Annotated in this window: 20 protein-coding genes, 1 other RNA gene and 4 pseudogenes; 8 read left to right on the top strand and 17 right to left on the bottom strand. The window is 49.2% G+C overall.

The window, feature by feature from the left end:
* Positions 1–26 precede the first annotated feature (26 nt).
* From LGV68_RS07145 to LGV68_RS07160, 4 genes are read right to left on the bottom strand one after another with little or no spacing between them, the layout of a single operon-like run.
* Positions 27–443, bottom strand: a complete 417-nt coding sequence (locus tag LGV68_RS07145) for a prepilin-type N-terminal cleavage/methylation domain-containing protein (protein WP_020328118.1) — start codon at positions 441–443, stop codon at positions 27–29.
* Positions 433–1,764, bottom strand: coding sequence for a hypothetical protein (locus LGV68_RS07150; protein ID WP_171933425.1), 1,332 nt, complete (start codon positions 1,762–1,764; stop codon positions 433–435). Before LGV68_RS07150 ends, LGV68_RS07145 begins: the two co-directional genes overlap by 11 nt.
* Positions 1,761–2,387, bottom strand: coding sequence for a pilus assembly protein PilW (locus tag LGV68_RS07155; RefSeq protein WP_252536409.1), 627 nt, complete (start codon positions 2,385–2,387; stop codon positions 1,761–1,763). Before LGV68_RS07155 ends, LGV68_RS07150 begins: the two co-directional genes overlap by 4 nt.
* The gene (locus LGV68_RS07160) at positions 2,365–2,874 is read right to left on the bottom strand and encodes a GspH/FimT family pseudopilin (protein ID WP_171933423.1); all 510 of its coding nucleotides are present in this window, start codon (positions 2,872–2,874) and stop codon (positions 2,365–2,367) included. The genes LGV68_RS07155 and LGV68_RS07160 overlap by 23 nt, the downstream gene beginning before the upstream one ends.
* Positions 2,875–2,970: 96 nt before the next feature.
* On the opposite strand from LGV68_RS07160, the gene LGV68_RS07165 reads away from it, so the two are divergent.
* Complete coding sequence (locus tag LGV68_RS07165) at positions 2,971–3,408, top strand: type IV pilin protein (protein ID WP_038157120.1); 438 nt, start codon at positions 2,971–2,973, stop codon at positions 3,406–3,408.
* Positions 3,409–3,497: 89 nt separating this feature from the next.
* On the opposite strand, the gene dnaJ is transcribed toward LGV68_RS07165, so the two are convergent.
* The 4 genes from dnaJ to grpE all read right to left on the bottom strand — a co-directional run bounded on the left by dnaJ (position 3,498) and on the right by grpE (position 9,232).
* Positions 3,498–4,646, bottom strand: coding sequence for a molecular chaperone DnaJ (dnaJ, locus tag LGV68_RS07170; RefSeq protein WP_020328124.1), 1,149 nt, complete (start codon positions 4,644–4,646; stop codon positions 3,498–3,500).
* Between the two features lie 239 nt (positions 4,647–4,885).
* The gene (gene dnaK / locus LGV68_RS07175; protein ID WP_020328125.1) at positions 4,886–6,796 is read right to left on the bottom strand and encodes a molecular chaperone DnaK; all 1,911 of its coding nucleotides are present in this window, start codon (positions 6,794–6,796) and stop codon (positions 4,886–4,888) included.
* Between the two features lie 235 nt (positions 6,797–7,031).
* The gene (locus LGV68_RS07180; protein WP_020328126.1) at positions 7,032–8,306 is read right to left on the bottom strand and encodes a dicarboxylate/amino acid:cation symporter; all 1,275 of its coding nucleotides are present in this window, start codon (positions 8,304–8,306) and stop codon (positions 7,032–7,034) included.
* A 323-nt stretch (positions 8,307–8,629) separates the two neighbouring features.
* Entirely contained in the window at positions 8,630–9,232 is a 603-nt protein-coding gene (grpE, locus tag LGV68_RS07185; protein ID WP_020328127.1) for a nucleotide exchange factor GrpE, read from the bottom strand.
* 144 nt (positions 9,233–9,376) lie between these two features.
* Here grpE and nadK point away from each other — a divergent pair, with 144 nt between their 5' ends.
* From nadK to bamE, 3 genes are all read left to right on the top strand, one after another.
* Positions 9,377–10,261, top strand: coding sequence for an NAD(+) kinase (gene nadK, locus LGV68_RS07190; protein ID WP_020328128.1), 885 nt, complete (start codon positions 9,377–9,379; stop codon positions 10,259–10,261).
* Positions 10,262–10,377: 116 nt separating this feature from the next.
* A complete protein-coding gene (recN, locus tag LGV68_RS07195; RefSeq protein WP_020431423.1) occupies positions 10,378–12,042 on the top strand; it encodes a DNA repair protein RecN in 1,665 nt (554 codons plus the stop codon).
* 154 nt (positions 12,043–12,196) lie between these two features.
* Positions 12,197–12,556, top strand: a complete 360-nt coding sequence (bamE, locus tag LGV68_RS07200) for an outer membrane protein assembly factor BamE (RefSeq protein WP_024374098.1) — start codon at positions 12,197–12,199, stop codon at positions 12,554–12,556.
* Positions 12,557–12,592: 36 nt separating this feature from the next.
* Here bamE and LGV68_RS07205 read toward each other — a convergent pair.
* The 3 genes and pseudogenes from LGV68_RS07205 to LGV68_RS07215 all read right to left on the bottom strand — a co-directional run bounded on the left by LGV68_RS07205 (position 12,593) and on the right by LGV68_RS07215 (position 14,686).
* Positions 12,593–13,797 (bottom strand): annotated as a pseudogene (locus tag LGV68_RS07205) (IS3 family transposase).
* Between the two features lie 98 nt (positions 13,798–13,895).
* A complete protein-coding gene (locus tag LGV68_RS07210) occupies positions 13,896–14,255 on the bottom strand; it encodes an RnfH family protein (RefSeq protein ID WP_020328131.1) in 360 nt (119 codons plus the stop codon).
* Positions 14,252–14,686 (bottom strand): SRPBCC family protein, encoded by a 435-nt coding sequence (locus LGV68_RS07215; RefSeq protein WP_020328132.1) that lies wholly within the window; start codon positions 14,684–14,686, stop codon positions 14,252–14,254. The genes LGV68_RS07210 and LGV68_RS07215 overlap by 4 nt, the downstream gene beginning before the upstream one ends.
* A gap of 226 nt (positions 14,687–14,912) precedes the next feature.
* Between LGV68_RS07215 and smpB the strand changes: the two genes are divergently transcribed.
* The 3 genes from smpB to LGV68_RS07230 all read left to right on the top strand — a co-directional run bounded on the left by smpB (position 14,913) and on the right by LGV68_RS07230 (position 17,032).
* Entirely contained in the window at positions 14,913–15,401 is a 489-nt protein-coding gene (gene smpB, locus LGV68_RS07220) for an SsrA-binding protein SmpB (RefSeq protein WP_020328134.1), read from the top strand.
* Positions 15,402–15,468: 67 nt separating this feature from the next.
* Positions 15,469–15,835: a transfer-messenger RNA gene (gene ssrA / locus LGV68_RS07225) on the top strand.
* Between the two features lie 84 nt (positions 15,836–15,919).
* Entirely contained in the window at positions 15,920–17,032 is a 1,113-nt protein-coding gene (locus tag LGV68_RS07230) for a site-specific integrase (protein WP_252536410.1), read from the top strand.
* A 3-nt stretch (positions 17,033–17,035) separates the two neighbouring features.
* Here the strand turns inward: LGV68_RS07230 and LGV68_RS07235 are convergent.
* The 6 genes and pseudogenes from LGV68_RS07235 to LGV68_RS07260 form a co-directional block, all read right to left on the bottom strand.
* Positions 17,036–17,305, bottom strand: a pseudogene (locus LGV68_RS07235) (integrase core domain-containing protein); the annotation flags it as partial.
* A pseudogene (locus tag LGV68_RS07240) lies at positions 17,284–18,468 on the bottom strand (LapD/MoxY N-terminal periplasmic domain-containing protein); the annotation flags it as partial. The pseudogenes LGV68_RS07240 and LGV68_RS07235, both read right to left, overlap by 22 nt.
* A gap of 5 nt (positions 18,469–18,473) precedes the next feature.
* A complete protein-coding gene (locus LGV68_RS07245) occupies positions 18,474–19,151 on the bottom strand; it encodes a transglutaminase-like cysteine peptidase (RefSeq protein ID WP_020332744.1) in 678 nt (225 codons plus the stop codon).
* A 37-nt stretch (positions 19,152–19,188) separates the two neighbouring features.
* Positions 19,189–20,580, bottom strand: a complete 1,392-nt coding sequence (locus LGV68_RS07250; RefSeq protein WP_252536411.1) for an HlyD family type I secretion periplasmic adaptor subunit — start codon at positions 20,578–20,580, stop codon at positions 19,189–19,191.
* Positions 20,581–20,813: 233 nt separating this feature from the next.
* Positions 20,814–21,440: an OmpA family protein gene (locus LGV68_RS07255; RefSeq protein ID WP_203345246.1), complete on the bottom strand. Its 627-nt coding sequence runs from the start codon at positions 21,438–21,440 to the stop codon at positions 20,814–20,816.
* A 2-nt stretch (positions 21,441–21,442) separates the two neighbouring features.
* Positions 21,443–22,756, bottom strand: a complete 1,314-nt coding sequence (locus LGV68_RS07260) for a TolC family outer membrane protein (protein WP_020433160.1) — start codon at positions 22,754–22,756, stop codon at positions 21,443–21,445.
* Between the two features lie 467 nt (positions 22,757–23,223).
* Between LGV68_RS07260 and LGV68_RS07265 the strand changes: the two are divergent.
* Positions 23,224–23,721: pseudogene (locus LGV68_RS07265) on the top strand (hemolysin); the annotation flags it as partial.

The following is a 23,721-nucleotide window of genomic DNA, read 5'->3' on the forward strand; positions in this document are numbered from 1 at the left end:
ACGCAAAATGCCATAACTCTGCTGATTTATGGCTGATACTCGCTATAACGAGATATCGACGTCGTTAGCTCGATACGCTGAGACTGTCCCTGGCGATCCCGCCAGGACGCCTCCATGACGACCGTTTTTAACGAGCCGGATACCGTTGCCGCAGGCACACTCCAGCGCAAAACATATCCTGAGTGTGTCAGGTCTTCCCCACTGACGATGTCACTGTCAAAGTCCGCAGCAATTAATGTCGGGCTGGCCGACGATGCGCCGCGAGTGCGAAACCATTCCAGTTTTTGTTCAGCCAGATTCAGGGCAATAACGCTCTGCATAGCAAAGTCTGCTCTCTGTTCGATATAGGCTTGCAGCTTCACTAAACCCAACGCGCCGACACCGATTAAGACAAATGAGATCATCACTTCAATCAGGCTGAATCCTTGTTGTCTATTGGCCATACCAAGACCCTTTTTGCCATTTGAACTTGCGGATTTTGTTGAGCGGAACGTCAATCGCATCGCGGTTGAATTGAAAACTCATCGAAGAACTGAACACCGCGTAAGTGTCCGGCGCATCCATCACATAGCCGCCGGTCGGGTAAAAGGCGCCCGTTTGAAAATAGCTCGTATTGTCAATCGATACCGCAGGAAGCACATCCGGCGTATGATCGACCGCGCTTTTGAGTAAGTTGGCCTGAGTGAGATTCAGAGCCTGCCATTGAGCCTCTGAAGGGACGAAATCTGGCGTGCCATCTGCAGCCTGAGAGATAAAGTGATAGATCATGCCTTTAAACGTCAGAGCCCCTTCCGTTGAAAGCAAACCGTTGTGAATGATCAGGATCACGCCATCAATCGCCGAGCCAGCCGCATCAATCGCATCACCGATTGCCGTTAAGTCTGAGTGCTCAAGATGGCAACTGCCATAAACCCACAACAAATCCTTCCCCAACTGAATCTGCTGCACTATTTGTTCACCACAATTTGTGATTGGTGCTGGCGTTGGCAAGGAAGTCTGGCTCAGCAATACTCCGCTGGCATTAAACAGACTGGTGGCGGAGATCTTACTGAACTGAGGGTCAGACATAACCTTGTACCATTCGCTGCGCGCTTCACCGAACAAATCCTCAAAAGGAGTTTGGTGAAGATCATTGACGAAGTCCTTTTCCAAGCCCGTCGGTGTGGCATAACCCGCTGTCGTAGTCGTCATATAATCACCGTGACAGCTTTGACCGGTTGGAAATCCACTGTACGGCAAGTGAGTGTCACTCAGCCCAAGGTTGGCCAAGGTGCCGTTCACATAAAACTCCTTGCTGTAGCGCAACATGGTACAGGCCCATTGGCTATCCCCCAGGCTGAGTCCCGGGTCGGCCAACATCGACAACCCGCCAGCAAAATACAGATTTGAAGTGGCTTTGAGCACACCGGACGCAGAGGCCGGATAGCGAATGGTTTTACTCAGATGCTGATAGCCATACTGCGCGGTGACTTTCCATTGCCCGCGACCGGGATTCTGATAACTAAAACTCAGTAAACCGCTGGAATCACAGGCGGAATAATGGCTGGCTGTCGGCAGCATATGCGTCGTTTGGGTCACACTGTAGATACATTCCAGTCCACCTTCCGCCATCCAAAATTGCTGCTTGGCTCTGACCTCGTTCTGCGCGCGCTTGATTTGAAAAAACAGATTCTTATACATCCCGAGCGTGACAACTAAAGCAACCGTCAGCAGTATCGAAGTAATCAGCAGCGTCGCTACTCCTCGTTGACTGGTGTAGCTCATTGCCAGTTCCTCGGCTGAATTTGAAATGAGAGCGATTGCGTAACACTCGGACGGTTAGTCAACGCCGCTGTAATGGCTACGGTGGTCATTGCTCCGCTGACGAGACCGCCCGATAACGCGTCAGTATCGGTAGAAAACGCGGTGACGGATATCTGCCGGGGATCAAAGAGTGAATAACAGCTATCGCCGACGATAGAATCCGCCGCAGACGCGGGGGTTAAAGGCGCTGCCCGCATTTTTTCGCACAACTTCAACGCCGTGGAGTCCTGACGATAAACCACATGGCGATACGCCGCCGCCCCTGCAGATTCCACGCGATACACAAAACCAACTACGGAGGGAAAACTTTGTGTATAAACCACGCTTGATGCCCCGGATAACAACACGGAAGTTCGGTTTACGTCATCAAACCCGGCCTGATACATCTCCTCTTTCATCCCTTGCATCACATTAGTGATATTTTGCAGCAGCAGAATTTCTTGGCTGCGTTGCGCGGCACTGCGCTGACTGCTGATAAGCACACTTCCGATTATCGCCAGCGCCATCGTCCCCACTAACGAGGCGATCATAAATTCGATCAGCGAAGCGCCTCGGAGCTTTTTACGTGCACGCAGGATAACCATACAAGGCTCCTTGATTGCCACAAATCATCACTCGATTTGCGCTGTATGACGTCCGTAGTTTGAGTTCTTTGCTTGTCTCGGTGACCGGATGAAATGAGAGGCTGCCGTTAAAAACTTTACCGCGCACACCATCGAACTTGATTTTGTTGGGACTGAAGTGCGATTCCAAACTGATGTTGCGAAATCCCCGGCCACTGAGTAGCAAAATGGTATTTCCAGATGAAGGCGAATCGCTGTCTTTCAGCACAATAGTCCACTGGCCCGATGCAGATGGATTGCTGTCCATCACAAAGTGGGCCCATAAATCTTGGTTGCGAAACACCGCTTCCGATTTGGCTTGTAGCAGGAATCCTTGCAGTTCAGACGCCAACGACTGCATCTGATTCTGCTGTGAAAAACGCTCAAAACTGGGCGCTGCGAACGTTAGCACCACGGCCAGAACAGCCAGCGTGATCAGTAATTCCAGTAAGGTAAACCCGCGAACCATTTCCCAAAACCTTTTGCAAACAATGAGATGAATGTGAATCAACTTGCACCGATGCTAGCAGTATCCACAATAGAGGCAGGCAAATTCAGGGAACTAATGGAAATGATTCGAACAAATCGTTGCAACAGGCGGCAATCCGATTCTTTGGGTATGACACTGATCGAATTAATGATCGCAGTGGTGATTATTGGCATTCTGTCCGGCATCGCCTACCCGGCTTATACTGGCTATGTTAAAGAAGGGCACCGTAAGCAGGTCATGGCTGACATGGTCAAAATCCAGTTGTATCTGGAAGAACATTACAACAGTGGCTATTCCACAGCCGGAGTGCTATCGGGTGGCGCCTGCACCTTATGTAGCAGTGATACAGATCGTTATTCCGTTGGTGTTACGGTATCCAGCTCGGGATACACCATTACCGCAACGCCACAAGCAGCCAAAGGCCAGAATCTGGATAAATGCTCAGGCAGCACTTACTCCCAGCTCTCATTGAGAAGTACAGGATTAGCAGAGCCCGTAACGTGTTGGCAGTAATTCGTAAATGTAAAAATCCACCGGCACCGCCAGTGGACTAGGAACAGAAAACAAAAAAGCCTGCAGATGCAGGCTTTTCAGTTCAATGATTAACTGGTTAAGTCATCAAAGAACTTCTTCACACCATTGAAGAAACCTTCAGACTTGGGCTTATGCTTGTTGGCTGCATCGCCACCACAAGATTCTTCCAGTTCACGCAGAAGCTCTTTCTGACGCGCGCTCAGTTTCACCGGAGTTTCCACCACCAGCTTCACGATCAGGTCGCCGATGGCGCCGCCGCGAACACTCTTCACGCCTTTGCCACGCATGCGGAACATACGGCCCGTTTGCGTTTCTTCCGGCACTTTCAGGTTTACACGACCATCGAGGGTTGGAACTTCCACTTCACCGCCCAGTGCGGCCATTGCAAAGCTGACAGGGACTTCGCAGTACAAGTTGTTGCCATCGCGTTCAAAAATGTGGTGCTCTCTGACGTGCACTTGTACGTACAAGTCGCCCGCAGGTGCGCCCATTTCTCCTGCTTCGCCTTCGCCCGCAAGGCGAATACGATCGCCCGTGTCGACACCGGCTGGAATTTTAACGTTAAGCGTTTTGGTTTTCTGTTTACGGCCCTGACCATGACAGTCGTTACAAGGGTCTTTAATGATCTTGCCTTTACCATGACAGGTAGGACAGGTTTGCTGGACCGCAAAGAAGCCCTGACGCATCTGTACCTGACCGTGACCATGACAGGTGCCACAGGTTTGAGCCGAGGTGCCTTTCTTCGCCCCGCTGCCATCACAGGTATCACAGTGAACCAAAGTCGGAACTTCAATCTCTTTCGAGCAACCACGTACCGCTTCTTCCAGCGTCAGTTCCATGTTGTAGCGCAGATCCGCACCACGTTGTGGACGCGGCGCACCACCACCACGACGGCCGCCACCGAAAATATCGCCAAAGACATCACCAAAGATGTCGCCGAAATCCGCACCGCCGCCGCCAAAGCCGCCGCCACCGAAACCACCGCCGCCCTGTTCAAAGGCTGCGTGACCATATTGGTCGTACGCCGCTTTCTTTTGCGGGTCGGTCAGAATCTCATACGCTTCTTTTACTTCTTTAAACTTATCCGCAGCGCTGGCATCACCCTGATTACGGTCCGGGTGGAATTTCATCGCCAGGCGTTTGTACGCCTTCTTAATATCGCGCTCAGAGGCATCACGGCTAACGCCTAATACTTCGTAAAAATCACGTTTTGACATGTTCTAGATCACCAATCTGTTACTGCAAACGGTTTTCGCTCTACTTAAGCGCCGCTTGGTGTTTGTATCGATATAGATAAAAAGTGTTGATTTCTTAGCTATAGCGATAAAGCTGACAAACAGACGGGCGTAAGAGTTTCCCCTAACGCCCGCATCAAACTTCGAGTGTTCTTTTCGAAAAAAGAACCGAAGGTGAAGGGCTTGAATTCTCTCAAATTCAAGCCTTCGATGACAAAGAATTATTTCTTGTCGTCTTTCACTTCTTCAAACTCGGCGTCAACCACGTCATCTTCTGGAGAAGTAGACTGCTGGCCAGCGTCAGCACCTTGTGCCTGAGCTTTCTGCTGAGCGATTTCCATCAGTTTCTGAGAAGCAGTCATCAGTGCTTGAACTTTCGCATCGATTTCTGCTTTATCTTCGCCGCGTTTCGCTGTTTCCAGCTCACTGATCGCCGCTTCGATCTTCTCTTTCTCGTCTGCTGGCAGAGCGTCACCCGCTTCTTCAACCTGTTTACGAGTTGCGTGGATCATCTGGTCAGCTTGGTTACGTGCAGTTGCTAGCTCTTCGAACTTTTTGTCCGCTTCTTTGTTCGCTTCTGCTTCCTGAACCATTTTCTCGATTTCTTCGTCGCTCAGACCACCAGACGCTTGGATAGTGATGTTCTGCTCTTTACCAGTTTGTTTGTCTTTCGCTGATACGTGCAGGATACCATCCGCATCCAGGTCGAAGGTCACTTCGATCTGAGGCATACCACGTGGTGCTGCCTGAATGCCTTCCAAGTTGAACTGACCCAGCGACTTGTTGAAGTTCGCTTGTTTACGTTCACCTTGCAGTACGTGAATCGTTACCGCGTTTTGGTTGTCTTCTGCTGTTGAGAACACTTGATTTGCTTTGGTTGGAATCGTGGTGTTTTTCTCAATCAGTTTGGTCATTACGCCGCCCATTGTCTCAATACCCAGAGACAGCGGAGTTACGTCCAGCAGCAGTACGTCTTTCACTTCACCCGCCAGTACACCACCTTGAACCGCAGCACCAACAGCTACTGCTTCATCAGGGTTCACGTCACGACGAGCTTCTTTACCAAAGAATTCAGCCACTTTCTTCTGAACCATTGGCATACGAGTCTGACCACCCACCAGGATAACGTCAGTAATGTCGTTGACTGACAGGTCTGCGTCAGCTAGGGCCACTTTCAGTGGATCCAGAGAACGTTGAACTAGGTCTTCAACCAGAGATTCCAGTTTCGCACGAGTCACTTTGATGTTCATGTGCTTAGGACCAGTTGCATCAGCAGTGATGTAAGGTAGATTCACATCAGTTTGCTGAGCTGAAGACAGTTCGATCTTCGCTTTCTCTGCCGCTTCTTTCAGACGCTGCATCGCCAGTGGATCGTTTTTCAGGTTGATGCCTTGTTCTTTGTTGAACTCGTCAACCAAGTAGTTGATCATGCGGTTATCGAAGTCTTCACCACCCAGGTGAGTGTCACCGTTGGTTGCCAGAACTTCGAAGGTTTTCTCGCCTTCAACTTCATCGATTTCGATGATTGAAATATCAAAGGTACCACCACCCAGGTCGTATACTGCGATAACGCGATCGCCGCCCTGTTTGTCCAGACCGTAAGCCAGTGCAGCAGCAGTCGGTTCGTTGATGATACGTTTTACTTCAAGACCTGCGATACGACCGGCATCTTTCGTTGCCTGACGCTGCGCATCGTTGAAGTAAGCAGGAACGGTGATAACGGCACCCGTTACTTTCTCGCCCAGGTAATCTTCTGCAGTTTTCTTCATTTTCTTCAGAACTTCTGCTGAAACCTGTGGCGCAGCCATTTTTTGGCCTTTCGCTTCTACCCACGCATCGCCGTTGTCTGCACGAACGATCTTGTAAGGCATAATTGAGATGTCACGCTGTACTTCTTCGTCTTCATAACGACGACCGATAAGACGCTTGATTGCAAATAGCGTGTTTTCCGGGTTTGTTACAGCTTGACGTTTCGCTGGCTGACCAACTAGCGTTTCACCATCTGTGTACGCGATTACAGAAGGGGTTGTACGCTCACCCTCTGCGTTCTCGATTACGCGAGGTTTGTCGCCGTCTAGCACAGCAACACATGAGTTAGTAGTACCTAAGTCAATACCAATGATTTTACCCATCAGGCTATCTCCGAATAAATTCTATGTTCGTTTTGCTATACCCCTAATGTGGGGATGGAGAATCGGGTTTCAACCCCCGCTCACAAACAAAAACGTGTATGTTTGCTTCTCGTATGCCCCATAGATAAGGGCGACAAATACCTTTTCAAGGGCAAAAACGAAAAAAGTTTGAATTTTTAGTAAGAAAAAAGCGAAGCATCGGCTTCGCTTTTCATATAAGAGGTGAATTTTGTGCTTAACGAGTTTCTGTTGCCAGCTCTGCTTGCGCTTCTTCTTCGTTCGCCAGACCACCTTCGCTTTTCGCCACGATGGTGTTAACGGCAGTGTCACCCACTACGTTCGATGAAGTACAGAACATATCGTTAATACGGTCTACCGCAGCAATGATGGCCAAACCTTCTGGTGGCAGACCCAGTTGGTGCAATAGCACGCCAACCATCACCACACCGCCGCCCGGAACACCACCAGCACCGATAGACAGCAGCAAAATCGTCAGACCCAGAGTAAAGATATCCGCTGAGTTAATTGGCTGACCAAAAGCGTTCGCTACAAAGATAGTCGCCAGAGCGATATAGATAGACACACCCGACATGTTCATGGTTGCACCCAGCGGCACACCAAAGCCCGCGACAGACTTCGACACTTGCAACTTCTCAGTCAGTGTACGCATGGTTACCGGAATGGTTGCATTCGAACTTGCAGTCGACAGTGAGAACAGAATCTGTTCACGCGTAGCACGCAGGAACTGCTTTGGCGATACGCTGGTCGTCATACCTACCACAATTGGGTAGAAAACGAAGATCCAGAACACCAGCATAGCAACAACCAGAGCCACGTAACCCGCCACCGACATCAGCGTGTGCGCATCCAGCGTTGCACCCAGTTGGGTCATCAGAGCGAACACGCCGTAAGGTGCCAGACTCATCACCAGACCAACCAGCTTCATCATGATTTCGTTAGCCAGCTTAAAGGTACGAATAGCCGGCCCACCACGAGAATCCAGCGCTTGAATCGCCAAACCAGTCAGAATTGCCATAAAGATGATTTGTAGCATGTCGCCATTCGCAAATGCCTGAACCGGGTTGCTTGGCACAATGTTCACAACCAGAGAGAAAATATCCGGCGTTTCTGTGGTGGTCAGTTTCACCGCTTGTGACACCGTACCTGCCAAGTTTGCATCGGCACCTGGCTGGAAGATCAGACCAACCGTTAATGCCGCCGCAATCGCAATCACGGTGTTGATGATATAAAGCGCAAAAGTTTTAGTGCCTAAACGGCCAAAAGCGGAGATGTCTTTAAGATCAACAATGCCACAGACGATTGAAACATACACCAGTGGAACAACCAGCAGTTTGATCAGCGAAACGAACATGCCGCCCGCCCCTTCTGCTGCACCTAACAGGTACACGTCGAACAGGGAAACACCCTGAAACAGGTATTGAATGGCGGTCCCAAGAACCAGACCAGCAAACAAGCCTAAAAAGATTTTCGATGAGAGCGATTTATCCATCGTTCTACTCCAGTTTGTTGTGTTGAGTATTTATCGTTATAGAGTCGTTTATGTCACCTAAAGTGCTAAACGTCCGCGCATAATACACACACCGATAACAATCCGAAGCATTTATTTACAAAAATGTTACATAGCGCAAATTAGAACATTTACTAAAAATAGCCAGAACAATCAGGATTAACGTCTAACCACCTGTTTCGCAAGAAAATCAACCAACCTAACAGCTTTACTTAAGAAATCCCTTATGCAACAAGCTTTCCAGCGCGAATTTAAAACAAAAAAAGAGAGGCCTATGCCTCTCTTTTCATAAAATCCGCAGTGGATTATTTTGCAACCATCACCATCGCAGGACGAACAACACGGCCGTTCAGTTCATAACCTTTCTGCATCACAAACATCACGGTGTTTGACTGATGATCCGGGCTTTCTTGAATCGACATTGCCTGGTGGAACTCAGGATTAAATGCTTCGCCTTCTGGGTTGATCTCTTTCAGGCCAAATTTTGCTACCGCATCAACAAATGTTTTATGCGTCAGCTCCACACCTTCCAGAATCGGCTTCACGATTTCGTTCTCGCCGTCGGCTGCCTGAATCGCACGTTCCAGGTTATCCAGAACCGGCAGCAACTCTTCAACAAAACGGCTCAGCGCGTATTTGCGTGCCTTGTCGATTTCCTGTTCGCTACGACGGCGCATGTTTTCCACTTCAGCACGGGCACGCAGCACCGCATCCTGATTCTCTTTCACACGCTCTTCGCTGGTCAGCAGCGCGGCTTCCAACTGTGCAATTTTCGCTTCTTTTTCATCAAGCTCTTCTGCGTCTTGATTCCAATCGATATCAGCATCAGTGCCAACGGCTTCCGCTTCTACTTCAACCGCGTCTTGTTGCAGCTCTTCGTCTTTGATCTTGTTTTCTTCGTTGCTCATGATATCTCCAGAACTCTCGTCACTTATGTGCTTAGGAGTTGAAATCTCTTAGTTTCCTGACACAAAAATTCGCATAAAAGCGTAACTTGCCTTTATTATGGGGATGAAGAATTCTGATTCAAGCCTAATTCGGTTGGAAAACTTATGAAAAACCCGTTTGAAGTGATCGCCATCATCGGTAAACCGAGAGATCAACAAGCGATTCAAACACATAAAGATCTCTACCACTGGTTAATGTCTCTGGGCAAGTCTGTCTTTATTGACGACCGACTACGTGAAATTTTGACCGAGATCCCGTCGGACCATTTTGGTAGCCTGATCGAACTGGGCAAAAAAGCCGATCTTGCGATTGTCGTTGGCGGTGATGGTAACATGCTGGGAGCGGCACGCGTCCTGTCGCGCTTTGATATCTCCGTCATCGGTGTGAACCGAGGCAATCTCGGCTTTCTGACCGACCTCAATCCGGAAGATTTTCAGGATCGCCTGCTTGACGTTCTGGCGGGTAACTATCTGGAAGAAGAACGCTTTTTGCTCGAAGCGGAAATCCATCGCCACGGCCAGGTAAAAAGCCATAACGCCGCTCTCAACGAAGCCGTATTGCACCCGGGCAAAATCGCGCACATGATTGAATTTGAAGTGTACATCGACAACAACTTCGCGTTCTCTCAGCGTTCCGACGGCATCATTATCTCCACACCGACTGGCTCGACAGCATATTCGCTCTCGGGAGGCGGTCCGATTTTGTCGCCAAGCCTTAACGCCATCACTCTGGTTCCGATGTTTCCGCATACGCTGTCTTGTCGTCCATTAGTGGTCGATGGTAAACGGCGCATCAAACTGATTGTGTCGCCAGACAACCGTGGCACCCAGGAAGTAAGCTGTGACGGTCAGGTTTCTCTCCCCGTTTCTCCGGGCGATGAAATTCATATTTATCAAAGCCCTAACGTACTCAGACTGATCCATCCACAGGACTACAGCTACTACCACGTGCTGCGTAACAAACTCGGCTGGTCGAGCAAACTGTTTTGAGTTTGCTCACACTTCATTCAGCTGGCTAAAAGTTTTTACCTGGACAACTTTACTGTATAAAGAAACAGTATATACTGTTTTCTTATACAGTATTGTTCAATTATACAGGTGCAAAAATGCTGGCTCATTTAAGTGTGAATAACTTTGCGATTGTAAAATCTCTGCAGCTTGAGCTGTCAAAAGGAATGACCACGATTACCGGTGAAACTGGTGCGGGTAAATCTATTGCGATAGACGCGTTGGGTCTTTGTTTAGGTGGCCGCGCAGAAGCCAGTATGGTGCGACAAGGTGAAGAGAAAACCGAAGTCAGCGCCGCTTTTGTACTTGATAACAATATTCACGCAACACGTTGGTTAGAAGATAACGATCTGCTGGACGGCAAGGATTGCATTCTGCGCCGTACCATCACTAAAGACGGCCGCTCAAGAGCCTTCATTAACGGCAGCCCTGTTCCGCTGTCGCAACTCAAATCCCTAGGCCAACTGCTGATCAACATTCATGGTCAGCACGCCCACCAACAACTGATGAAACCGGAATATCAACTGACTATGCTGGATCAGTATGCCGGGCACATCGACTTGTTAAAAAAAACACGCTTGACCTATCAAGCTTGGCGTCAGGCCAACAACCAATTGAAGCAACTGAAAGAAAACAGCCAACAAAATCTGGCCCAGTTGCAGCTGTTGGAGTACCAGATCAAAGAGCTCAACGAGCTGGCGATCGGTGAAGAAGAGTATGCGGAACTCGAACAAGAACACAAACGCCTGTCAAACAGCGGCGATCTCGCGATCAACTGCCAAAAAGCCATCGAACTTTTGTACGAAGGTGAAGAAGTCAATGCGCTGAATATTCTGCAATCCGCCAGCCACACCCTGATTGAGCTGGCAGAATTAGACGGCAAACTCGGCGCGCTGCCGAACATGATTTCAGAAGCCATGATCCAGTTGGAAGAAGCCAATAGCGAGCTGCGTGGTTACCTGGACAGTATTGATGTCGATCCCGAGCGCATGGCATTTGTGGAAGAGCGTTATTCGCGCATCATGTCGCTGTCACGCAAACATCACGTGCTGCCGGAGGAGCTCTATCAACATCATCAGGATTTACTCCAGCAGATCGCACAATTGGATTGCTCAGAAGAGAAAATGGATGAACTGGCCGCTGAAGTAGAAGCGAAATATCAGGCATTTGTTTCCGCGGCAGAAAAACTGAATAAATCGCGCAGTCGCTACGCTAAAGAACTGGATAAGCTCATCAGTCAGAGCATGCATGAACTCAGCATGGAGAAAGCACAGTTTAAGATTGATGTTTGCAATCAGGGTGGACATCCTTCGCCACTCGGCTTTGACTCTGTCACTTTCTTGGTATCCACCAACCCTGGTCAGCCTCTGCAACCGATCGCCAAAGTCGCCTCTGGTGGCGAACTTTCACGTATGTCGCTCGCGATTCAGGTCATCACTGCGCAGAAAGTGGATACGCCAAGTTTGATCTTCGATGAAGTGGATGTGGGTATTTCGGGCCCAACCGCTGCTGTCGTCGGGAAAATGTTGCGCACTCTGGGCGAATCCACTCAGGTACTCTGTGTCACTCACTTACCTCAGGTCGCCGGCTGCGGTCACAATCAGCTGTTTGTGGCTAAACAAACCAAAGGCGGAAAAACCGAAACACAAATGGTCAAGCTCGACCAGGAGCAACGTGTGGCAGAACTGGCACGTCTGTTAGGTGGAAGCCAAATCACCGAATCTACGCTGGCCAATGCCAAAGAACTGCTGATTGCAGCCTAGCGCACAAAAAATGGATTTTTTGTTCAGGCTTTGCAACCTAATTCAAAAATCGTAGTCTCAACAAGCTCAGAGGATACAGGATGTTTTTACATCTGCTCTGAGCTTGTTTATTATCACCCCAGTTTTGAGTTTCATCAGCTATAGAATTTTGAATATGCAGTTTACCAAGTGGCTTGTTGCCCTTCCCCTAGCCTTGACCATGCTGTCTGGCTGTACTGTCCTAGAACGTCTGGTTTATCGTATCGATATTAACCAAGGTAACTACATCGAACAGCAGGCTGTTGATCAGTTGAAGTTTGGTATGTCAAAAGAACAGGTCCGCTTCGTGCTGGGTTCACCTATGCTGGTTGAAAACGGTTACCCGGATACCTGGTATTACATTTACCACCACACAGCTGGCCACGAAGATCCTGTTCAGAAGAATTTGGTCGTGAGCTTTAACAACGGTGGCACCTTGGTCAACATCGCTGGCGACTTCCAGCAAAGTGACAACTTCTTTGAAAGCCTGAACTGATCGGTGACCCGTCCTGATATAGGTTGACACTTTTAGTTAAAACGCTCGATGAACTTCATCGGGCGTTTTGTAGTTTAGAGCGGTGTGTGGCCTCTGTTCATTATAGAGTTTCACCGACTCAGCAACCATTTTCCTCGCTTCATTCAAGTCGTTCGGCTTAGTCAGCAAGTACTCCATCTTTAAGATGCCATTGACTCTTTCAGCCAGAGCATTTTGATAACAGTCGTATCCATCCGTCATAGAGCATGTCACGTGATATTTTCAGTGTAATGACTGATATTCCTCAGAGCAGTATTGAATACATCTATCAGAATGATGAATCAGTTCACCCTCATATCGTCGCTTTTTCAAAGCCTTAAGGAACGCACGCTTAACCGCTTGCGTCTTCATATTATCATCGAGATGATACCCAACTATCTTCCTCGAGTAGGCGTCAGTGATTAAACTGAGATAGGCATTGCCCGCTCGCGTTGCCAAGTAAGTAATATCAGCGACCCACAACTGCTCCGGTTTATTTGGAACCATGCCCTCTTTGACTCGGTTCGGATGGCAGTGGAACCGATGATGACTGTTTGTCGTTCGATGATAAGCCCTACGGTTGAAGACCAATAGGCGATGCTGTTTTAGCAATAAAAACAAACGGTCTCGCCCTATATCAATGTTATGTTGAGCGAGTAAGTACTTGAGCTTTCGAGTTCCTAAACGAGGGTGCCGCATCCTTTGCTCCTTGACGAAGCTAATGACAGACTGCTCTTTCCGGGTTCGCTGAAGCTCTAGCGCACAGCGTTTGTAAAACGCCTGCCGAGTAATGCCAATGAAGTGACAAGCTTGAGTTACTGTGAGCCTTTTGGCCGCTTTTTCCTTAATAACTCGGCTTTGCGCTTCTTTGAGATTCGAACACCGAAATCTCTATCCATGACTTTGACGACCGCCTCAAAGAAATCCGCTTTCAGTTGAGTTTCCTCAAGTTGTTGCTCGAGTTCTTTTATCCGTTGCTCTGGAGTTTGAGTAGAGGGAGAATCAGGCATACCATCACCTACTGTGTTTGGTTTCTCTATTCCTTTAGACCAATTTAGCTGACCGTGCTTACGAAGCCAAACTAAGACCGTAGACCGACCTTGGATCCCATATCGCTCCTGGGCCTGTTTGTAGGTCATTTCGCCTTTTTCTACTTGGTCAACAACCGTCAATTTAAAAGCAAGAGAATAATCTCGTTGGGTTCGTTTACTTGTTGTTTTCATGACACTCTCCAATTTCATGTTGGAAATGTGTCAACCTTATTTAGGACGGTACACGGGTATGAAAAAAGCTCGCCTAAGCGAGCTTTTTTATTTTTATATTATTCCGTATCTGCTTTTCGCGAAGCACTTGGTTTGCCACCCGTTACCGGATCCGCAGTACCTGCAGCCTTTGCCTGTTCAGCGCGCTTACGGCGAATCTCTTTCGGGTCTGCCAACAACGGGCGATAGATTTCGATTCGGTCACGATCACGTACTGTTGCGTCCAGCTTAACGTTGCGGCTGAAAACACCCACTTTGTTTTTGCTCAGATCAATCTCAGGGTACATCTGCAAGATCCCTGAGGTCTGAATGATTTCTTCAACCGTCATGGTTTTATTCACCACCAGCGTCAGTACACGCTGCTCATGCGGAAGCGCATAAACCACTTCCACGTGAATCATGTCGGATTCAATACTCATAGCGCATATACCTGTTTGGCACGTTTCGTAAAGGCATTGACCATATTGCTGGTGAGTTCGTTGAACACCTTACCAAACGCCATCTCGATCATCTTACTAGAGAACTCAAATTCCAGTTTCAGCTCTACCTTACACGCCTGCTCATCCAGCGGCGTGAAATACCAGCCACCACGCAGAGTGCGGAACGGGCCATCGACCAGATTCATGATGATCGATTCACCATGATTCAATTCATTAGAGGTGGTAAACGTTTTGCTGATGCCCGCTTTAGACACATCTACAGACGCCACCATTTTCTCACTCGATGCTTCAATAACACGCGAGCCAGAGCATCCCGGTAAAAATTCCGGATAACGAGCTACATCATTCACTAAATGAAACATCTGATCTGCACTAAAAGACACCAGGGCAGAACGACTGACTTGCTTCATCTTTTCTCCTCACATTACCCAGAATTCTTGTTCAACCAACCTTTTATACTGAAGTTCGTTCTTCTATCGGCCAATCGGGAATATCACGTTGCAGGGATTGTACTTTTATCCCTGCACGACCTCAAGTTACTGCGTAAATCCCTCTTGAGCTCAACAGTCGTTAACCTTATGCTACGCAAAGAAAAGCATTTCCTAACCTTTCACCAATCCGTATAATGCGCCCACTATGGTAAAGAAAAAATCAAACACAAAAGCGGGTAGCAACACTATCGCGCTGAACAAAAAAGCTCGCCATGAGTATTTCATTGAAGATGAAATCGAAGCTGGCATGGAGCTACAAGGCTGGGAAGTTAAATCTCTACGCCAGGGTAAAGCCAACATCGCAGAAAGCTATGTATTCCTGCGTGACGGAGAAGCCTTTATCTCCGGGATGACGATTACACCACTACAACAAGCTTCAACGCACGTGGTCGCTAACCCGACTCGTGTGCGTAAATTGCTTTTGTCACGTCGTGAACTCGATAACCTATTTGGTCGTATTAACCGTGAAGGGATGACTTTGATAGCCACCGCGCTGTACTGGTCTCGCTCATGGGTAAAAATCAAAATCGGTGTCGCAAAAGGTAAGAAACTGCACGACAAACGTGAAGATTTGAAAGACAAAGATTGGCAGCGCCAGAAAGCTCGCGTTATGAAGAGCAATAACCTGCGTTAATCTTAACCACTTGAACGCATATGGCTAGACAGCAAAAGCTTTTCTGGTAGTATGCGAACAATACCTTGGGGCTGATTCAGGATTCGACGGGAATTTTGAAGTCTAAGGTGCATGCCGAGGTGCGGTAGGCCTCGTTAACAAACCGCAAAAAAATAGTCGCAAACGACGAAAACTACGCACTAGCAGCTTAATACCCTGCTAAGAGCCCTTCCTCCCTAGCTTCCGCTTGTAAGACGGGGAAATCAGGAAGGTCAAACCCAATCAAGCTGGCGTGGATTCCCCCACCTGAGGGATGAACCGCGAGAATTAATTCAGGTTAGCCATTCGTTAGCGTGTCGGTTCGCAGGCGGTGGTGAAATTAAAGATCGACTAAGCATGTAGTACCAAAGATGAATGGTTTTCGGACGCGGGTTCAACTCCCGCCAGCTCCACCAATCACTATAAGAGACTGAATTTAAACGATTTTTCGTTAATTCGGTCTTTTTTTTTGGTTTGGTACTAAACCATGGTACTAAACGATGCGCTATCTGAGCCTCTCAAAATCCGGTAACTGGTACTTTCGCTACCAACTCCCGACCAAATATCGTCACCTCTTTGATAATCATACTGAAATCAAGCAGTCACTACGCACATCTGATAAACAAGATGCAATAATCCAATCACTTAGATTGGAGCTTCAAATCCGAACCGCAATCAAACATAACCAACCCTACTCAAGAGACACTAAACCTGCTGTTGAATCTTTAATCTCCTCTAAACAGCCTCAATCGATGAATGCTTTTAAATGCTTGGAAAAATATAGGGAATCAAAACAAGAGCTCGTGAATCCAAAGACAGTTGAAATGGCTTACGCTAAGTGCTCCATTGTTCTAACATTACTCAAAGCTAAAGGTATAAAGGACATTCGTCGGCTTCAAGCAGAAGAAGCTCGTACCTTACTGAGTCAATACCCAATCAATGCAACTAAATATAAGCAGTTTGATGGACTGAAAGGTCAACAACTAATAGAAGCTAACAAAAAGCACAAACTCCCTACCCTTAGTGCTGAGAGCATTAAAGACTACATACAGAAATGCTCGTCTTTTTTTGAGTGGTGTTTGCAAATGGAAATGACGGATATCAACCCATTCAAGGGGATGAGATTCAAGAAAACTCGCAAAGACAGCGAAGCAAAACACGCTTATAACTACAGAGACCTCAAAAAACTGTTCAGCACTGAGATCCACACTGAAAAGAAATATAAACATCCACACTATTACAGGCTGCCGCTGCTAGGTTTGTACACTGGCGCACGCTTAAATGAGCTATGTCAACTCTACAAACAGGACATCTATAAACAAAATGGGGTTTGGGTGATCAGGATTGACGATAAGCTTGATGGGCAGCGACTCAAAAACAACAGCAGTCGCAGACTAATCCCAATTCATGACAAGCTGTTAGCGCTAGGGTTTATCGAATATATAAGTAGCGTTCAACACGAGCGTGTCTTCCCTGCCCTTAAAGAGGAACGTGATGGCTTTGGCACCGCCGCATCCAAGTGGTTTGGTCGCTTTAAGAGCAAGCTTGGATTTGAACGTGGGCATGACTTCCATTCATTTAGGCATACCGTCGCAACTCAACTAAAACTGTAGTGGTCAACTAAAATTGGCCACAGTTTTAGAGTTTTCCCAATACAGTCGTTCAGACTCATTGGGTGTTAGACCACCATTATATTGATGTGGCCTGAGTTGGCTGTAGTAGCCCGTGATGTATCGAGTTATATGTTCTCTCGCTTCGCTAAAACTCCGATAACCCGACACTGGTATCCATTCTGTCTTTAAGCTTCTGAAGAACCGTTCCATCGGACTGTTGTCCCAGCAATTACCTCGCCTAGATAAGCTTTGCTTGATTTGATACCGTACTTCAGCTCCGGATTGGCTTTGGACGTGGCCACCGCGTTATCCAGCAGTGAGAGCATCTCGGTCGAGGTTTTGCTCTCTTTGTTGTGCACCACACCCAGCGACGCATCCGCCGCGGCCATGCCGGTCGGATCAGGGTTGACCACCTGAATGGCGTTGATGAGGCCATCGGCCACCAGACGCAGCTCGCTCTCATCCAGGTTAGGCAAAATCAAACCGAACTCATCGGTGGAGATGCGCGCAATGGTGGCGTTTGGCGTGGTGACGGTGGCTTTGAGCTGCGCGGCCAAATCGCGCACCATGCCGTCGCCCGCTTCGTAGCCTTTCTCTTCGTAGAGCTCTTTGATGAACTGCGCCTGCAAAATGGCCACGCCGCCCACGGCGTTCTCGCTCAGCCAGCCATTGAGCTGGTTCATGTAGTACGCGCGGTTACCCAGTTGCGATACCGGGTCGATGTAGGCGCGCTCACGCAGCATCTGCGCTTCCTGAGCCTGCGCTTTGAAGTATTTCTCCACCTGCGCCGACATGCTGTTGATGCCCTCGACCACGGCGGTCAAATCGCGCGTGTCGGGCAGCGGCAGCGGCTCGCCGAACTGGTTACGGGCAATCTGCGCCATCTTCTGCACTATCATCTGCAGCGGCTTGAGCGCGTGGCGCACGATAAGCGCAATCGCCATCAGGCCAACCAGCGTAATCGAGCCGAACGCCAGACACAGACGGATAAGCGCCTGCCACAGCTGCGCGTACGCCTCACCCGGGTGGCTGACGATTTCCACTTCCGCCAGTTGCAGCCAGCCGCTGGTCACCACACGGCGGTCGTGGATGGGCTCAAACAGGTTGAGGTTGCTGAACCACTGCGGCACCTGACTCGGCTTGATGGGGTAGGCGCGCACAATCTCCGCGTCGTCGTCCAGAAACCGCAGGCGCACCACCGAATAGGTGCTGCCGTCAAACAGCGCGTTGATGACCGACTCGGCCGCCACGGTGTCCTTGTTCTCCAGATACGGCGCCAGCGCCAGCCCCACCGTGTTGATGGTGTTGCTCACCTCTGAGCGCTGTTGCTGCTCTAAGTTGTTGCGGGTGGTCTTAAATTCGATGATGAATACGCAAATCATCAACAGAATCAGTACCGTGACCATGCCGGCGACCAGTTGTTTGTATAGTGTCATCTTACCTACTCATCGTAATTGACCAACGGTTTATTCAGGTTCAGCGAGCGCTCGCGTGAACGTAAGTCATTCCACAGGCTGAGCCGTGAAGCGTTGCCCGCGAGCTCGCCGTTTTTGGATTTCATCAACCACAGATGCTGACCGTTAAAGCTGTAGATAGGCAGCAGGTCCCGACGTTGCGACGCCGGTTTGATTTGCGGGTTGATGTTGTCCAGGATTAACGGCTGGGCGCTCGGGGTGTCGTAGTAGGCCAGCACCATGTGAAACTGATTCAGCTCAATGGCTTTGACGTACACTAGACGCAGCTTCTTGTCCGAGACCCCAAGCTCCAGCAGTGAAAAATATTTGGCGATGGTGAAGTCTTCACAGTCGCCGGCGTTGCTGCCGAGAAACTCCAGCGGCGTTGCCCAGTAATCGGTTTTGCCCCACAGCACATCGTCGTTGACGAAATAGAGCTGGTTGAAGAAGCGGTTGACCTCGGTGAGCTGCTCACGCTCCGGCAGCGAGCGATAACGCGCCATCTCGCTGCGCCAGGTGGCGACCCGTTTGCCCGCACGCGGTCCGTAGGTGGCGCTCACCGCATCCACCCACTGCTGCTCCTGGGTATTGAGGGCCCCGGCGAGCGACGACACCGTCAGCACGGCCAGCAATATCAGCCCGCGCTTTACGCTATGTCGGGTCACGTCCGGTCATCCGTCTCATGAGGTTGCCGCTTCTCCATCATTCCCGCAGCGCGTTGTCTTTGGCGCTGAGGATGGGCTTAAGTAAGTAGTCCAGCACGGTCCGTTTGCCGGTGATGATGTCCACCGAGGCGGTCATGCCGGGAATAATCGGCAGGCTGGCATCGTGACCGAGGGACGTCTCTTGGGTGCGCACCCGCACCAGATAAAAACTGTTGCCGTCCTCATCTTGTGAGGTGTCGGCGCTGATGTGCTCCAGCGTGCCTTCCAGCCCGCCGTATTTGGTGAAATCGTACGCGCTGAATTTGACAATCGCTGGCAGGTCAGGGCGCAGAAAGGCGATGTCCTGCGGCGCAATTTGCGCTTCCACCAACAAGGTATCTTCAGTCGGCACGATTTCCACGATGTCCATCCCCGGCTGAATCACGCCGCCGACGGTGTTGACGTACAGGGTTTTGATGGTGCCGGTCACCGGCGAGACCACCACGGTGCGGTTGACCCGGTCTTCCAGTCCCACGGTGGATTCGGTCATCGCAGAGAGCTTGTCCTGAGTCTGATTGAGCGCATCCTGCTGCTGGGAGCGGAACTTGAGCGCTGCATCAATGCGGCTCAGCATCGATTCGCGCAGCGCGGATTTCAGCACCGGCACTTTGAGCTCACTGGAGGTGAGGTCGCGGCGGGTGTCGTTGACCTGACGCTGCAGCTTGAGCAGCTCAATGCGCGGCACCACGCCTTCATCCGCCAGCGGCTTGGTGATTTCCAGCTCCTTGTTGGCGTAGCTGTAGCTCTGGCGCAGGTTCACCACCCGGGCCTGAATCTCCACCAAATCCTGCTGCTTCTGCTTCACCTGTTGGGAAATCACCGACAGCTGGTTGCGCAGGTTATCCAAATCCTGACGGTACTGCGCGCGCTGACGCTCGACCAGGTCCGGCTGCGACTCAACCAGCGCCGGCGGAAACGCCAGCTTGGTGTAATCGATGCGCACGCTCTTTTCCCACTCGGCTTCAGTGAACTCTTCATTGACCACCACACTGGCAATCGAGGCCGAGAGCTGCAACACGCTGGCGGTCAGGTTGGCCACCTGCTGCTCACGCTCGCGGTAATCAGAGCGAAAGCGGGTGTCGTCAATCTGCAGCAACTGTTGCCCTTTTTTCACCTGCTCCCCCTCGTGCACCAGAATCTGTTTCACCAGCCCGCCTTCGAGGTTCTGCACCACCTGAATCTGCGATGAGGGCACTACTTTGCCCTGACCGACGGTCACCTTGTCGATTTGTGCCCACGAGGCCCACGCGCCCGCCAGAATGAAAAACAGCACCATCACCCACAACATAATGCGGGCACTGCTCGGGGTGTTGAGCAGCAGCGCGGCGGTCTGGTCGTCGACAAATTCAAGTTCGCCGGGCGAGAGCTGGTGATAACTGCGTTGACTCATGGTGCGATCCTGCGGTGAAATCCATAAGGTATGGAAAGTGAAGCTTATACACAATTGGACTGATAGTGGTGCAATTATGTCGATTAATTTTATAACTGACTATCTTATATAGGTATTTTTAATACATTGCGCAGATAGTTCATGACTTAAATGAAGAATGCCGTTTCGAAAACAGCAAAGTCCCGACAAATCGGGACTTTTATAAGGAAGCAATCTTTCGTCTTACTCAAGCGTTATTTCGGCAGAGTCGTGAATACGGTCCATTCTTTAACCACTTCACCTTTAAATCCAACGACACTGGCTGTGACGCGACGGTTGCGGGCATGACTCACTTGATCTTCGCCTTCCACTGCAAGTACGGTGTCACCAAAACCAACAATGCGGATTCGCTTAGGCGTGACACCAAACCGAACCAATTGCAAACGCACCGCTTCAGAACGTTGTTTAGATAACGCCAGATTGTACTCTGGTTTACCTACTTTACTGGCGTAACCTTGTAATTCAATTGAAGTCTCTGGGTAGAGTCTTAAAAAGTCGGCCATCTGACGAATTTGATTCAGAAAAACAGGTGGAATATCACTTGAATCATTGGCGAACAAAATATGCAGTTGTTGCAAATGTGAGGATTTGATCGACTCACCGCAGCCATCGTTATCAATTTTGGACGCGGAAGGTGTGTCTGGGCACTTATCTCGTGCATTGATGACACCATCGTTGTCATCATCCAACAAATCGTCCACTTGGTTTGCGACGGGTGTGGTGATGTAGTCGTAAACGTCTGCATTAGGCTCTTCATTTGCAAATAGCGGGCGGGACAACGCCACGGCTACTAAAGCCAGCAATAAAGTGCGAATCTTCATATTTAGTACTCTACCTTCGTCATCCACTCTTCTGGTACATCAACGCGCAAGGCGCTAAGGAGGTTTCCTGTCGCGTTCATTAAACGGTATTTGGCGTATTGCTCTGAATATTTCGCATCGAGATAATCTTTACGGGCTTCAAACAACTCGTTTTCTGTGTTCAACAGATCCAGAAGCGTTCGCTGACCGATCAAATATTGTTTACGATAAGCAATCACAGTTTTAGAGGCTGAATCTACGTGATCAGACAAAAACTCTTTTTGTTGCAGCGTGAGATCCAGTGCATTCCAGGATAAACGCAATCCTTCTTCGACCGTGCGGAAGGTATTCTCTCGAAGATCTTTTGCGCGGTTAAGCTGGTAAGCTGCGCCTTCAGTTTTGTCGCTGTCTGCGCCGCCGTTGTACAGATTGTAACGAAGACGGATCATGGCTGTGGTTTCATCGCTGCTGCCTTCGTAACCCCCTGCATCATTCAGCCAAGTTTGAGAAGCTTCAAACGAAATGGTGGGATAGTTCGGAGCTTTGGATTGTTTGTATTGGAATCTTGCTGCATCCACATCGGTTTGCGCGACTTTAATCACGGGATGTGACTTCTGAGCCTGTTCAAGAGCTTGCTCGACGGTTAATGGAAGGGCAGTACTGTCAGCGCGAGGGAAAATAAGACCCAATGGCTCTTGACCGACAAGGCGACGAAACTGAACGTAAGCATCAAACAAATTATTCTGTGCTGCCAGAAGGTTGCCGTGCGCTTTTGCTATACGAGCTTCAACTTGTGTGACGTCCGCGGTTGAACCGATGCCGGATTCTGCGCGCTTTTTAATGTCGCGGTAGATTTCTTTATGGGTCGCCAGATTGTTTTCTGACAAAACCAGCACTTCGTATGCTTTTGTTGCTTCGAGGTAGATTTTGGCAACTTCCAGTGCTTTATCCGATGCGTCAGCAAGAAGTTGATATCGATCTGCTTCGGCTTCCGCTGCGGTGCGATCCATATCGTTAAGTGTCGCAGAACCGTCCCAAATCAATTGATTAAACGTCAGCGTGACGTCTTTTCGCGTCATATCAGTGTCGGAACTGCTACTTGATTCTGCAGGGTTAATACCTTCATAGCCAATACCCGCATCTAAATCAATACGTGGAAGATACGCTCCGGAAGCCGCATTCGATTCAGATACACGGCTTTTGTACTGGTTAAACGCACTTTTTAACTCAGGATTGGAGGCCAGTGTCAGTGATACCGCCTGCTCCAACGTTTGAGCAAATGCGGGGCTGGTAAACGCAAGTGCGCAGACTAAAGTCTTTAAGGAAAACCCTTTCAAAATCAAACTCCCATATCGGATGGAAAACGAATGAGCGCAGAGTCTAAAGCAAAGTTCATCTCATTAATGAGACGAATGGGTTCGCGTGTCAAAAATGTGACGGACCATGACTCAAATTGACCAACTTGTTAAGGGTGTCGGTCGGAGTTAATTGTTAACTTATTAATAAAGCGCGAATTTTACGCTTTAGAGAGAGGAAAATAAAGCTAATGGCGTGATTTTTATTAAGTGATCTTGATTCCATGTATTAACTTTGAGAAACCATCGAATCTGTCAAAAAAACGTTAACCGTATAACGTTTTAACCTTTGTTTAACTAAGGTTTAGTGTTATCGTCGAGCCAATTTTATTCGAATAATAACTATCGCCAATGCTTGAACGGCATGCGGTAATTCACTTCAAAAGTTTCTGAGGTTTTTTATGGGTTTAAACCTTCTTGTGTCTAGTGGAATCCTGTCTGCAAATCAAATGATCGTGATCGACACCAACGGTAACATTCGTACCGCGACAATTGGTGAAAAACTGCCTCACGGGACCGTTATTGTCCAAAGAGGCGATAACATCACGGATGATGCAGAACTCAAGGCACAACTCGTTGATGCAAATAATACTCCGCAAGACATCACCGATGATGTAGCGCGCATTTTTGCTGCATTAGAAGAAGGCCAGGACCCGACTCAAGTCGATGACGCCGAAGCTCCAGCGGCCGGCGGAGCCCAAGGCTCTGCGCTCGCCGAAGCGGCAACCATCGAGCGTATCGGCTCAGAAACCATCGCCACTACAGACTTCGATACCACAGGATTCGAGAGTCTGGGCCTTTCACAAACCCAAAGTTTGGCGTTGTCGAGTTTGTTGGTGGATTCAACTATCGGTGCGGCAGACGACTCAGCCATCACCGTGGGCTCTGGCGACAGCGCGGCAGAGAGCGTGACCGAAGACGAGAATGTGACGGATGGCAATCTGACC

The organism is Vibrio sp. LQ2, from assembly GCF_023920125.1.
Lineage (GTDB): Bacteria > Pseudomonadota > Gammaproteobacteria > Enterobacterales > Vibrionaceae > Vibrio > Vibrio fluvialis.

Excerpts from the sequence above, each read along its gene's own strand:
- LGV68_RS07145 (WP_020328118.1), bottom strand. The coding sequence starts at position 443 with ATGGCCAATAGACAACAAGGATTCAGCCTGATTGAAGTGATGATCTCA.
- LGV68_RS07150 (WP_171933425.1), bottom strand. The coding sequence starts at position 1,764 with ATGAGCTACACCAGTCAACGAGGAGTAGCGACGCTGCTGATTACTTCG.
- LGV68_RS07155 (WP_252536409.1), bottom strand. The coding sequence starts at position 2,387 with ATGGTTATCCTGCGTGCACGTAAAAAGCTCCGAGGCGCTTCGCTGATC.
- LGV68_RS07160 (WP_171933423.1), bottom strand. The coding sequence starts at position 2,874 with ATGGTTCGCGGGTTTACCTTACTGGAATTACTGATCACGCTGGCTGTT.
- LGV68_RS07165 (WP_038157120.1), top strand. The coding sequence starts at position 2,971 with ATGGAAATGATTCGAACAAATCGTTGCAACAGGCGGCAATCCGATTCT.
- dnaJ (WP_020328124.1), bottom strand. The coding sequence starts at position 4,646 with ATGTCAAAACGTGATTTTTACGAAGTATTAGGCGTTAGCCGTGATGCC.
- dnaK (WP_020328125.1), bottom strand. The coding sequence starts at position 6,796 with ATGGGTAAAATCATTGGTATTGACTTAGGTACTACTAACTCATGTGTT.
- LGV68_RS07180 (WP_020328126.1), bottom strand. The coding sequence starts at position 8,306 with ATGGATAAATCGCTCTCATCGAAAATCTTTTTAGGCTTGTTTGCTGGT.
- grpE (WP_020328127.1), bottom strand. The coding sequence starts at position 9,232 with ATGAGCAACGAAGAAAACAAGATCAAAGACGAAGAGCTGCAACAAGAC.
- nadK (WP_020328128.1), top strand. The coding sequence starts at position 9,377 with ATGAAAAACCCGTTTGAAGTGATCGCCATCATCGGTAAACCGAGAGAT.
- recN (WP_020431423.1), top strand. The coding sequence starts at position 10,378 with ATGCTGGCTCATTTAAGTGTGAATAACTTTGCGATTGTAAAATCTCTG.
- bamE (WP_024374098.1), top strand. The coding sequence starts at position 12,197 with ATGCAGTTTACCAAGTGGCTTGTTGCCCTTCCCCTAGCCTTGACCATG.
- LGV68_RS07210 (WP_020328131.1), bottom strand. The coding sequence starts at position 14,255 with ATGAGTATTGAATCCGACATGATTCACGTGGAAGTGGTTTATGCGCTT.
- LGV68_RS07215 (WP_020328132.1), bottom strand. The coding sequence starts at position 14,686 with ATGAAGCAAGTCAGTCGTTCTGCCCTGGTGTCTTTTAGTGCAGATCAG.
- smpB (WP_020328134.1), top strand. The coding sequence starts at position 14,913 with ATGGTAAAGAAAAAATCAAACACAAAAGCGGGTAGCAACACTATCGCG.
- LGV68_RS07230 (WP_252536410.1), top strand. The coding sequence starts at position 15,920 with ATGCGCTATCTGAGCCTCTCAAAATCCGGTAACTGGTACTTTCGCTAC.
- LGV68_RS07250 (WP_252536411.1), bottom strand. The coding sequence starts at position 20,580 with ATGAGTCAACGCAGTTATCACCAGCTCTCGCCCGGCGAACTTGAATTT.
- LGV68_RS07255 (WP_203345246.1), bottom strand. The coding sequence starts at position 21,440 with ATGAAGATTCGCACTTTATTGCTGGCTTTAGTAGCCGTGGCGTTGTCC.